This is a genomic window from Halomonas sp. BC04, assembly GCF_000568385.1.
Map to the genome: position 1 here is coordinate 1 of NZ_AZQX01000354.1, position 10,091 is coordinate 10,091.

Sequence of the window (10,091 nt, forward strand, 5' to 3'; positions counted from 1 at the left end):
CCAGGGCCAGCCGCCGGCTTGCGGGATGCAGGCCGCTGGCCAGCTGGTCGGGGTCGGCATCCGGCGGTGGCTGATGCAGCACCTTCAGGCAGTGGTGCAGCTCAGGCAGGCCGAAGCGCTGGCGCAGGGATTCGGGCAGCCAGTCGGGCAGCGCCTCGGGATCGGCATCGAGGAGTGCCAGTGCCTGCTCGATCAGCGCCCGCAGCCGAGTCTGGTGCAGCCCTTCGGTGGTGGGGTAGATCGGCGTCAGGTGATCCTCCACCGGCGGAGCGTCGTCGCTCAGCAACCGGTACTCGGGATGGTAGATTTCGAGCCCGGTGGCACCGGCCCGGGCCTCCCCGAAGCCGCGAATTCTAGCGCCCGGACGGAACTGCTGCTGCTGGGCCGGCGAGAAATGGAAGAAGCGCAGGCTGAGGATGCCTGAGCCGTCGCGCAGCCGTACCAGCAGGCTGCGGCGCCGGCCGCGCACCACCTCGCTGGCCATGACCTCTCCTTCCACCACGGCCTCGTGCCCGGCACGCAGGGTGCCGATGGGCGTGATGCGGGTGCGGTCCTGGTAGCGCAGGGGAAGGTGGAAGAGCAGGTCGGCCACGCAGGCCACGCGCAGCCGTGCCAGCTTCAGCACCAGTGCTTCCCCGACGCCCTTGAGCGAGCTGACCGGTGCGTCAAGCGCCTTGGTGTCAGTGTTCATGCCGGCTCGGGGAGTGCTTCATGACACTGTGTAATGGCATTGGTGACCGCGTCGATGGCGCGGGGCCGGGGGAAGCTGGCCCGCCAGGCGATGGCCACGGTGCGCGAGGGTGCCGGGGCGCTGAACGGGCGGCTGGTGAGCAGGCCGGTCTCGTAATGGACGGTACCGATGGCCGAGCGGGGCAGTACCGTGATGCCGAGCTTCGAGGCCACCATGTGGCGGATGGTTTCCAGGGAACCGCCTTCCGCCGTCAGGGTGTTGTGGGGGCTGTTGAGCTTGTGGCTGATGGCCGGACACGCCTCGAGTATCTGGTCACGGAAGCAGTGACCCTCACCGAGCAGCAGCAGGCGCTCGGTGAGGAGATCCTCCTTGTCGATGTGATCGCGGGCAGCCCAGGCATGGTCGGCCGGGATCAGCACCTCGAACTCCTCGTCGTAGAGCGGCTTGGTGACGACATCGGTCTCGTTGAACGGCAGTGCGATGATGATGGCGTCGAGCTCGCCGCTCCTCAGCTTGTGGCGCAGGCTGGCGGTGAAGCCTTCCTCGATATAGAGCGACATCTGCGGTGCGCTGCGTGCCAATGCCGGCACCAGATGCGGGAACAGATAGGGGCCGATGGTGTAGATGGCGCCGATGCGCAGAGGGCTCGCCAGCTGGTCCTTGCCGGCATTGGCCAGCTCCTTGATCACGCTGCTCTGCTCCAGTACACGCTGGGCCTGCTCGACGATCTTCTCGCCCATGGGGGTCACCTGGACGGTGGACTTGGAACGCTCGAAGAGTGCAACCCCAAGCTCTTCCTCGAGTTTCTTGACCGCCACCGACAGTGTCGGCTGGGAGACGAAGCAGCGTTCAGCGGCGCGGCCGAAGTGGCGCTCCTGGGCCAAGGTTACGATATAGCGAAGTTCTGTTAGAGTCATGGTTGGTGCCCTTCGGGCATCCTCTCGGACGATAGATGCATGGAATTCAATAGGGACTTTTTATCAGGGGGCGAGAGAAAGGTGAAGAAAACGACATTGATTCTAGGTTGTGGTGATATCGGCATGGTGCTGGGCGGCGAGCTGATCGAGGCCGGCCACCGGGTCATTGGCGCTCGACGCGGCATAGCGGCGCTGGAGGGCAGCGGCATCGAGCCCCTGGCGCTGGACCTCAGCGACGAAGCCGCCCTGGCCAAGCTGCCCGACGCCGACTTCGTGGTCTATGTGCTGAGCGCCGACCGCTTCGAGGAGGCCGCTTACCGTGCCGCCTATCTCGATGGGCTCCAGGCGGTGCTGCGCACCTACGAAGGGCGCGATATCGCGCCGCAGCGAATTCTGTTCGTCTCTTCCACCAGCGTCTACAGCCAGAAGGAAGGCGAGCAGGTGAATGAAGAGAGCCCCGCCGAGGCGCCCGGTTTCTCCGGCGTGCTGATGCGGGAAGCGGAACAGGCCCTGCATGATAGCCCGATACCCGGTACGGCAGTGCGCTTTTCCGGCATTTATGGCCCCGGCCGTGACCGCCTGATCCGCCAGGTCCTGGAAGGCCGCATTGCGCCGGCGACCCCTCCAATGTACTCCAATCGCATCCACCGCGACGACTGCGCCGGCGTGCTGAAGCACCTGATTGTGCTCAGCGAGGCGGGGAAGCCGCTGGAGAATCTCTACCTGGCCAGCGACTGTGCTCCGGATCCCCTCTATGAGGTGATGGCCTGGATGGCGGGGCGACTCAAGGTGGAGCCCACGGAAGTGATCCAGGCACCGCTACGCAAGCGTGCCAGCAAGCGCTGCGACAACACCCGCTTGCTGGAGACCGGCTACAGCTTCCGCTACCCCACCTACCGTGACGGCTACACCCAGGTCATGAAAGAGGGCGGCTTCCTGCCCGAGCCGGTCTAGTTGTCTCTGTACGAAGTCGTACCCGCTATCAAAGCGCCCAGCGATAGCCCAGGCTCAGTGCCTCGAAGCCGTTGTTGGGTCGCTTGATGCCGGCGTTTGTGTGCTGGCTTCGCCGGCGACATAGAGATCGGCCACGCCGACTTGACTGCCTATAACTGGCAGGAAGCTGCAGTATCCGTGGTCTCAGGTGGGATATCTTGCGCTCTTTTATCTTTGGCGCAAATAATTGGCTTGCCAATAGCTGGCGGACTCTATTCTGATGATCAGCCCTGCGATACGGCCAGGGTGCGGTAACGAGCGCCGCATCCATCGGTGAAGGACTGGATCAACTCAAGCTGACGGTAGGGCCAACTGAGGTCGACCTCAGGAAAGCTTCGGGTGTCGAGAGAGACAGCGCGTCGCAGCAGGGTGACATGGGGAATGAACCGGGTGGGGCGACCGGCCAGGCCGTGGGCCTCGAGGGTGTGCCAGAGCATGCTCTGGAGCGCCTCCAGGGCCGGATCGGGTGCCTGGCTCCCGACCCAGACGATACCGGGTCGCTTGAAGCAGCCCCAGCCGTCAAGGCGCCATTTCCCGGGCGCGATGGCCAGGCCCTGCACCCACTCGACCAGTTCGAGGGCCTGCGCTTCCTCCACCTCGCCGAGAAAGGCCAGGGTCAGGTGCAGGCTCTCGTCCGGCATGCGCCGTCCGCCACATCGGGCGTGGGCGAAATCCGCCAGCTCACCGAGTCGCGCACGCAGCTCATCCGGTGGGTTCAGTGCGATAAACAGTCTCATGATAAGTGCCAGAATCAATCGCCGAGCGGGATGAAGCACAAGGCGCACAGCGCGCAGGAACCGGAGTGTACAAGCTGCTACATGAGGATTCCGACCGGGCTGGCGCACCAGCGCTGTGCAACGCAGTGATTCGCCCGCGCAGGCATTTATTCGGTACTTATTAGTCGCCGATGACCATTATTGCTTCCGCCTCGAACTGAGCGCCCTTGGGCAGCGCCTTGACACCCACCGCGGCACGTGCCGGGTAGGGCTTGTCGAAGAACTCCTCCATCACCTGGTTGACGATGGCGAAGTTGCCCAGATCCACCAGGTAGAGGTTGAGCTTGACGATTTCGCCCAGCGAGCCGGCGGCCTCATCGCAGACGGCCTTCAGGTTGGTGAATACCTGGCGGGCCTGGGCCTCGAAATCCTCGGAGACGAGCTCCATGGTGGCCGGATCGAGGGGAATCTGGCCGGAGAGATAGACGGTGTTGCCGGCCTTGATCGCCTGGGAGTAAGGGCCGATGGCGGCGGGTGCCTTGTCGGTGTTGATGACGGCCTTGTTGCTCATGAGGCGCTCCTTCTGTTCGTTTCGGATGAGAAAATGGAATTGTCGAAGTGACTCTGCCGCCCGCCTGTTGGGCAGTGAGCAGGAAGTTCAGTTACCGACGCGGGTGATCTTGCCGACCTGCGAAAGATTGCGGATACGCTTGATGATGCGGGCGAGATGCACCCGGTCACGCACCGCCAGGGTCAGGTGGACGATGGAGAGGCGCACGTCGCGCTCCTCGATGCCGATGCGCTCGATATTGGCATCGGCGTCGGTGACCAGACTGGCCAACTCGGCAACCAGGCCCCGGCGGCTCTCGATTTCCAGGCGCAGCGCCACGGGAAAGTCCTCGGCAATGTCGGCGGACCACTCCAGGGCGAGCAGCTTGTCGGGGTCGCTCTTCAGCTCGGCGAGATTGCGGCATTCCGTCCGGTGCACCACGATTCCCTTGCCCACGGAGAGGTGGCCGATCACAGGGTCGCCGGGCAACGGATGACAGCAGCGGGCGAACTTGATCACCATGCCTTCGGCACCGCTGATCACGATGGGCCCCTGGGGTTTATGGGTACGCTGGCTGCTGTCGGCGTCGTCGCCATGGAGGGCATCGACCAGATGCCTGGCGACCACATAGGCCACCCTTGTTCCCAAGCCGATGGACTCCAGCAGGCTATCCTCGTGCTTGAGCGAGAGGTCGTCCAGCACCTGTGGCAGGGCCTGCTCCGGCAGCTCCTCAAGGCTGGTCTCGAATTCGCTCAGGGCCTTGTTGAGCAGGCGTCGGCCCAGCTGCACGGCTTCTGTATGCTGCTGGTGCTTGAGTGCGTGGCGAATCGCCGAGCGCGCCTTGGCGGTAACCACGAAATTGAGCCAAGCGAGATTGGGCTTGGCACCGGGAGCGGTGATGATCTCCAGTGTCTGTCCGCTCTCCAGTCGGGTAGAGAGCGGCGCCAGGTGACGATCGATGCGACAGGCGATGCAGTTGTTGCCGATGTCGGTGTGAACCGCGTAGGCGAAGTCGATGACCGTGGCCCCCTGGGGCAGCTCCATGATGTCGCCGCGGGGCGTGAAGACATAGATGTCGTCGGGAAACAGGTCGTTCTTGACGTGTTCGATGAATTCCAGCGAGTCGCCGGCGTGGCGCTGCATTTCGAGCAGGCCCTTGACCCACTCCCGGGCGCGGGCATGGCTGCCCTCGGCGATGGGATGATCAGTCTGACCGGCCTTGTAGAGCCAGTGGGCGGCGATGCCGTTGTTGGCCATGGCCTCCATCTCGCGGGTACGGATCTGCACCTCGATGGGCATGCCGCCGCTGCCGAACAGGGTGGTATGCAGGCTCTGGTAGCCATTGGCCTTGGGAATGGCGATGTAGTCCTTGAAGCGCCCTGGCACCGGCTTGTAGAGGTTGTGCACCACGCCGAGGATGCGGTAACAGCTGTCGACGTCCTGGGTGATGATGCGAAAGCCGAACACATCCATGATCTCGGCGAAGGGCTTGCGCTGGTCGCGCATTTTCTTGTAGATCGACAGCAAGTGCTTCTGGCGGCCGATCACCGTGCCGTCGAGTTGCTCGTCGTCGAGGCTCTGCTGCAGTGCGTTCTGGATCTGGCGGATCGCCGAGCGACGATGCCCGCGGGCGCTGGAGACGGCGCGCTTGATGCGCTCGGCGCGCATCGGATGCAGCGCCTGGAAGGAGAGGTCCTCGAGTTCCACCCGGATGGTATTGATGCCCAGCCGACTGGCGATACGGGCGTAGATCTCGAGGGTCTCGCGGGCAATGCGGCGCTTCTTCTCGGGACGCAGGGCGCCCAGGGTGCGCATGTTGTGCAGGCGGTCGGCGAGCTTGACGATGATGACCCGGATATCCCGGGACATCGCCAGCACCATCTTCTGGAAGTTCTCGGCCTGGGCGACCGCCTTGTCCTCGAAGGTGATCTGGGTCAGCTTGGAGACGCCGTCGACCAGTTCCGCCACCGGCTTGCCGAACTGCTCGGCGAGTGCCTCCTTGGAGACCCCGGTATCCTCGATCACGTCGTGCAGCATGGCCGACATCAGGCTCTGATGGTCCATGTGCATGTTGGCGAGAATATTGGCCACCGCCAGCGGATGGGTAACGTAGGGCTCGCCGGAGCGCCGCCGCTGGCCGTCATGGGCCTGCTCGGCGTAGTAGAAGGCGCGCTTGACCTGCTGGATCTCTTCGGGAGGTAGGTAGCCGCCGAGTCGGTCGGCCAGGTCGTCGATGGTGAACATTAGCGCGCCTTGAGTGCTAGCCTTACTCCTCGATGGCGATGCCCGGTTCGCCCTCATGACGAATTCGGACCGGTGCCTCGATCGGCTCGTCCAGTACGCTCTTGTCGACCAGGCCGGCGGCGATCTCCCGGAGGGCCATCACGGTGGGCTTATCGTTTTCCCAGGGCAGCAGGGCGTCGCGGGAGCCGCGAGCGAGTTGGCGAGCGCGCTGGGTTGAGATCATCACCAGCTTGAAACGATTCTCGACGTTTTCCAGACAATCTTCGACGGTGACACGCGCCATGTAGGTATTCCTGAAAAGCAGTGGATGTCCCCGGCCGCAACCGGAAATATGAAATGGAACAGGACAGACTAGATTACTCGACGCCCGGCGTCCCTGACAAGCGCTTGCGACGGCAGGGTGTCAGGGAAAGCACTTGCAGCCGGGATCAGGATAAGCGCCTGCGGCTGGTGTTATGACAATAGCGCTGCCAGCAGCGGGCCGTGCTCTTTCTGAACCCGGGCTAGGCTCAGGCGACGGCTGATCACCAGCGACTGCAGTTCGCGCAGGGCGGTGGTGAAATCGTCGTTGACCACCAGGTAATCGTACTCGTCGTAATGTGACATCTCGCTTACCGCATCGCGCATGCGCCGTGCGATGGTTGCATGCTCGTCGGTGCCGCGGCTGGCCAGGCGGCGCTCGAGCTCGTCCCGGGAGGGCGGCAGGATGAAGATCGAGACCGCATCCGGCATCTGCTGGCGCACCTGGCGGGCGCCCTGCCAGTCGATCTCCAGGATCACGTCCTGCCCGGCATTGAGCATGGCTTCCACCGACGGACGCGACGAGCCGTAATAGTTGTCGAACACCCGTGCGTATTCGAAGAACTCGCCACGCTCGATCATTGCCTCGAAGGCCGGCACGTCGATGAAGTGGTAGTTCACACCGTTCACTTCGCCGCGGCGTTGGCTCCGGGTGGTATGGGATACCGAGACCTGGATGCCGTCGAGGCTGTCGATGAGTTCGCGCACCAGGGTGGTCTTGCCAGCACCGGAGGGGGCGGAAACGACGAAAAGCGTACCTTGGGACATGACGGCTCCGGGTCAGTGACGAAGATTCGACAGGGGCGAGCATTATACGTGGCTTGGGCCGCTTGCGTCATGGGCCGCCGCTGACTCGAGATATTTCTCGATACCCCGGTCTACACCCATGAGCGGGTTACATTCAGCCCTTGCCGATCGTTTTGTGCAAGTTCGAGACCAAGCTCTATGGCCAGGAGGTGCGGGCGTTCGGTACCAGCCGCAACTGAGCATCATGCGCCTCTGCTCTAATGGCAGGGGTGTATTCTTTTTTTGGTATCGTGTTAGAGATCTTATCCAGGGGGGGCTTATGGCCTTTCGATTTCAACGACGCATCACCCTCGCGCCGGGGCTGAGGCTGAACCTCCGCAAGCGTGGCCTTGGCCTGTCGGTGGGGCCGCGTGGGGCTGGCCTCAGCGTCGGCCCCCGTGGGGTACAGGGTCATGCCGGCCTTCCCGGCACCGGGCTGGCTTACCGCCAGAAGCTCAACAACAAGGATGCTGATCGTCGGGGTACTGCCTCGCCGGCATCATCAGGCAGCAGCGCCGCGTCAGTCCTCGAGGAGCTGCTGGCCGATGGCGCTTCCTTGCCGGTGCAGTTGGAGGTTCGCGACAACGGTCAGATCGATTACTTCCACGCGGATGGGCTCCGGATGAGCGATGCTGAGGCGCGGGTGTTGCGCCGTCATGCGGAAGGTTCGCTCCGGGAGCAACTGGAAGCACACTGCCTGCGGTTGAACGAAGACCTTGTGCGGTTGGGGACACTGCATGAGCAGACGCCCCATCCCGATGACAACGGCTATGTGCCCCAGGGCTTCGAGGAACCGCCGCCTTCACCACCGGTACCCACTATTCTTGCCTGGTGGCATCGGTTCTGGCCACCGGCCAGGCAGCGAGTCGAGCAGGAGAACCGTCAGCGCCTAGCGACATTCGATGAGCACTATCGCCAGTGGGAGTGGCGCAAGACGGAACACGATGCCGCTGAGTTCGCGCGTCAGCAGCGGGAAGAGGAGGGCGTCTGGGATGATCTGGATGCCATGGAGCAGACCCTGCGCGAGCGCCTCGAAGAGATCGAGTGGCCGCGAGAGACGATGATTGATTTTGATCTTGGATCCGACGAGCGCACGATCGCCGTGGATATCGAGTTACCGGCCGAGGAGGAAATGCCCGACCGAGAGTGGAGCATGCCTGCGAAGCGGCTGAAGCTCACGCCGAAAAGACTGAGTGCCACCCGGCAGCGCAAACTCTATCGCGACCACGTGCATGGCATTGCCTTCCGGGTGCTGGGTGCGGTCTTTGCCCGGCTGCCCACCGTGCAGGAGGCCCGTGTCTCGGGCTACCGCCCGATCGCCGATCCTGCGACAGGCGGTGAGCGGGATCAATACCTCTACAGCGTCAAGGTCACCCGTGCGCAGTGGAACAGGATCCAGTTCGATCAGCTGCAGCAAGTCGACCCGGTAGCGGCCATGGAGCCTTCACGCTGCGCCGTGATATGACCAAGACCGGGATATTCCGCGATATTGAGCCCTTTAAGCTCATATAGAGTCGGTGGTCTCAAGGGCCAAGCGCTTTGAGCCACCACATGTCTGCTGATCATTCGGAACCCGACAATTCGCCCGGACATCACTCGATGTTCTGGATCTGTTCGCGCATCTGTTCGATCAGCACCTTCAGTTCCACTGCGCAGCGAGTGGTGTTGGCGACCACGGACTTCGACGACAGGGTATTGGCTTCGCGGTTGAGCTCCTGCATCAGGAAGTCGAGTCGGCGTCCTACGGGGCCTTTCTGGCCCAGCTGGCGCTCCACTTCGGTGACGTGGGTCGCCAGGCGGTCGAGTTCCTCGTCCACGTCGGCCTTCTGGGCCAGCAGGACCAGCTCGGCCTCGAGGCGTTGGGGGTCGAGCTCGGCCTTGACCGACTCGAGGCGCTCCAGCAGTTGGGTTCGCTGGCGCTGGAGTATCTCCGGCATCAGCCGGCGCACCTCGGTGACCTGCTCGCGCACACCTGTCAGGCGGTCGCGGATCAGGGTGGCGAGTTTCTCGCCCTCCCGGGCCCGCGCTTCGATCAGCTCGCCCAGGGTCGCTTCGAACAGTGACGCGGCCTCGGCTTTCACCACATCGAGATCGATACCCTGGGATTCGAGCACGCCGGGGTGGTCGAGCAGCGCCAGGGCGTCCGGCATGGGCGCTTCGGGCAGGGCCTGGCGGATCACCCCCAGGGCCTCGGCCAAGGCGGTCAGCCGAGTATGGTTGACGGCCAGGGTTTCGCTGGCGCTGGTCGGTTCGAAGCGCAGGTTGCACTCAATCTTGCCCCGGGCCAGCCGGGTACGCAGCGTCTCGCGAAAGGCGGGCTCCAGGTCGCGCAGAGCTTCGGGAAGCCGGAAATGGGGCTCCAGGTAGCGCTGATTCACCGAGCGCAGCTCCAGCTGCAGGCTGCCCCACTCGCCTTCCCGGCTCTGGCGGGCGAAAGCGGTCATGCTGTGAACTCTGTTCTTGCCGTCAGCCATAGCGACTCCCCGATACAGCGAGCTGTGGCCCTTTGGCCGCAGCGGGTGAAATGTCTGGCAAGGAGTGTACCCGATTCGGCGCGCCGACCGTGTAGAATGGCCGCTTTTCCGACGCCGGTCGGCTGCCGGTGGCAGAGGCGGCAACCGGCGTCATACCCAACCCCCTATGTATTGAGAGGTAACATGGCTTCCGACCTCAAGCGCTCCAGTGGACGACGGCCCGACCAGCCTCGCGAGATCCGGCTCACCCGTGACTACACGCGCCATGCCGAGGGTTCCGTGCTGGTGGAGTTCGGCGACACCAAGGTGCTGTGCAACGCCAGCGTGGAGGCCGGCGTTCCGCGCTGGTTGCGCGGCAAGGGGCAGGGGTGGGTGACCGCCGAGTACGGCATGCTGCCGCGTGCCACCCACACTCGCGGC

10 protein-coding genes and 1 pseudogene are annotated in these 10,091 nt (G+C 63.8%); 3 read left to right on the top strand and 8 right to left on the bottom strand.

Annotation, left to right across the window (positions count from 1 at the left end; all coding sequences use genetic code 11):
* A partial coding sequence (locus Q427_RS23815) for an OB-fold nucleic acid binding domain-containing protein (RefSeq protein ID WP_043517767.1) occupies positions 1–691 on the bottom strand: 691 nt, incomplete at its 3' end.
* Complete coding sequence (locus Q427_RS23820; protein ID WP_043517768.1) at positions 688–1,608, bottom strand: hydrogen peroxide-inducible genes activator; 921 nt, start codon at positions 1,606–1,608, stop codon at positions 688–690. The genes Q427_RS23815 and Q427_RS23820, both read right to left, overlap by 4 nt.
* Positions 1,609–1,689: 81 nt before the next feature.
* Here Q427_RS23820 and Q427_RS23825 point away from each other — a divergent pair, with 81 nt between their 5' ends.
* Positions 1,690–2,562: an NAD-dependent epimerase/dehydratase family protein gene (locus tag Q427_RS23825; RefSeq protein ID WP_043517769.1), complete on the top strand. Its 873-nt coding sequence runs from the start codon at positions 1,690–1,692 to the stop codon at positions 2,560–2,562.
* Between the two features lie 263 nt (positions 2,563–2,825).
* On the opposite strand, the gene thpR is transcribed toward Q427_RS23825, so the two are convergent.
* The 5 genes from thpR to gmk form a co-directional block, all read right to left on the bottom strand.
* Entirely contained in the window at positions 2,826–3,338 is a 513-nt protein-coding gene (gene thpR, locus Q427_RS23830) for an RNA 2',3'-cyclic phosphodiesterase (RefSeq protein WP_043517770.1), read from the bottom strand.
* Between the two features lie 160 nt (positions 3,339–3,498).
* Positions 3,499–3,888 (bottom strand): RidA family protein, encoded by a 390-nt coding sequence (locus Q427_RS23835; protein WP_043517771.1) that lies wholly within the window; start codon positions 3,886–3,888, stop codon positions 3,499–3,501.
* Positions 3,889–3,975: 87 nt separating this feature from the next.
* On the bottom strand, positions 3,976–6,111 hold the full coding sequence (locus tag Q427_RS23840) for a RelA/SpoT family protein (RefSeq protein ID WP_043517772.1): 2,136 nt from the start codon (positions 6,109–6,111) through the stop codon (positions 3,976–3,978).
* A gap of 22 nt (positions 6,112–6,133) precedes the next feature.
* Entirely contained in the window at positions 6,134–6,394 is a 261-nt protein-coding gene (gene rpoZ, locus Q427_RS23845) for a DNA-directed RNA polymerase subunit omega (protein ID WP_043517557.1), read from the bottom strand.
* 170 nt (positions 6,395–6,564) lie between these two features.
* On the bottom strand, positions 6,565–7,179 hold the full coding sequence (gmk, locus tag Q427_RS23850) for a guanylate kinase (RefSeq protein WP_043517774.1): 615 nt from the start codon (positions 7,177–7,179) through the stop codon (positions 6,565–6,567).
* A 298-nt stretch (positions 7,180–7,477) separates the two neighbouring features.
* Between gmk and Q427_RS23855 the strand changes: the two genes are divergently transcribed.
* Positions 7,478–8,662, top strand: a complete 1,185-nt coding sequence (locus Q427_RS23855; protein WP_231613888.1) for a DUF4236 domain-containing protein — start codon at positions 7,478–7,480, stop codon at positions 8,660–8,662.
* A gap of 127 nt (positions 8,663–8,789) precedes the next feature.
* Here the strand turns inward: Q427_RS23855 and Q427_RS23860 are convergent, their stop codons facing one another.
* Positions 8,790–9,641 carry a YicC/YloC family endoribonuclease gene (locus Q427_RS23860; protein ID WP_442905563.1) on the bottom strand — a complete coding sequence of 284 codons (852 nt, stop codon included), beginning with the start codon at positions 9,639–9,641 and terminating at the stop codon, positions 8,790–8,792.
* A 213-nt stretch (positions 9,642–9,854) separates the two neighbouring features.
* On the opposite strand from Q427_RS23860, the pseudogene rph reads away from it, so the two are divergent.
* Positions 9,855–10,091, top strand: a pseudogene (gene rph, locus Q427_RS23865) (ribonuclease PH); the annotation flags it as partial.

Bases quoted from the DNA above. Each gene is read 5' to 3' on its own strand.
- Q427_RS23860 (WP_442905563.1), bottom strand. From the start codon at position 9,641: ATGACCGCTTTCGCCCGCCAGAGCCGGGAAGGCGAGTGGGGCAGCCTG.
- Q427_RS23835 (WP_043517771.1), bottom strand. From the start codon at position 3,888: ATGAGCAACAAGGCCGTCATCAACACCGACAAGGCACCCGCCGCCATC.
- gmk (WP_043517774.1), bottom strand. From the start codon at position 7,179: ATGTCCCAAGGTACGCTTTTCGTCGTTTCCGCCCCCTCCGGTGCTGGC.
- rpoZ (WP_043517557.1), bottom strand. From the start codon at position 6,394: ATGGCGCGTGTCACCGTCGAAGATTGTCTGGAAAACGTCGAGAATCGT.
- Q427_RS23840 (WP_043517772.1), bottom strand. From the start codon at position 6,111: ATGTTCACCATCGACGACCTGGCCGACCGACTCGGCGGCTACCTACCT.
- Q427_RS23820 (WP_043517768.1), bottom strand. From the start codon at position 1,608: ATGACTCTAACAGAACTTCGCTATATCGTAACCTTGGCCCAGGAGCGC.
- thpR (WP_043517770.1), bottom strand. From the start codon at position 3,338: ATGAGACTGTTTATCGCACTGAACCCACCGGATGAGCTGCGTGCGCGA.
- Q427_RS23855 (WP_231613888.1), top strand. From the start codon at position 7,478: ATGGCCTTTCGATTTCAACGACGCATCACCCTCGCGCCGGGGCTGAGG.